This window comes from Streptomyces sp. 13-12-16 (assembly GCF_002114215.1).
Taxonomy (GTDB): Bacteria; Actinomycetota; Actinomycetes; order Streptomycetales; family Streptomycetaceae; genus Streptomyces.
On the sequence record NZ_NCTE01001265.1, the window covers coordinates 1 to 361 of the forward strand.

The window sequence follows — 361 nt, forward strand, 5'->3', positions numbered from 1 at the left end:
CACCACCCCCTCGGGCTGCCGGGGCACCCCCGGCGCGCCGTACGGCAGGGGCCGTCCGAGCCCGTCCCTCGGCCGGGCGTTGCGCGCCCGCCCCTCGCTGTCCCGGTCCCGCGCGGCGGCCGTCCGGCCCGACGACGTGCTCTCCATGCTGCCCATACGCCGATTGTCCCGCGCCCGGTCCGATTCGGGCCGCGCCGGGGGCGTGGGGTAAAGTGCTGTTCGCGCGATCACGCGGTTCACCGCACGTGAGCGCATCGGGACGTGGCGCAGCTTGGTAGCGCACTTGACTGGGGGTCAAGGGGTCGCAGGTTCAAATCCTGTCGTCCCGACTTGCGACACAGCAGGTCGGCGGGGCGGCGCG

The 361-nt window shown here is 74.5% G+C and carries 1 tRNA gene and 1 pseudogene; one reads left to right on the forward strand and one right to left on the reverse strand.

The features are described from left to right. Positions 1-156, reverse strand: a pseudogene (locus tag B7767_RS48805) (DUF309 domain-containing protein); the annotation flags it as partial. Between the two features lie 99 nt (positions 157-255). On the opposite strand from B7767_RS48805, the gene B7767_RS38905 reads away from it, so the two are divergent. After that, positions 256-329 (forward strand) — tRNA-Pro (locus tag B7767_RS38905). Positions 330-361 lie beyond the last annotated feature (32 nt).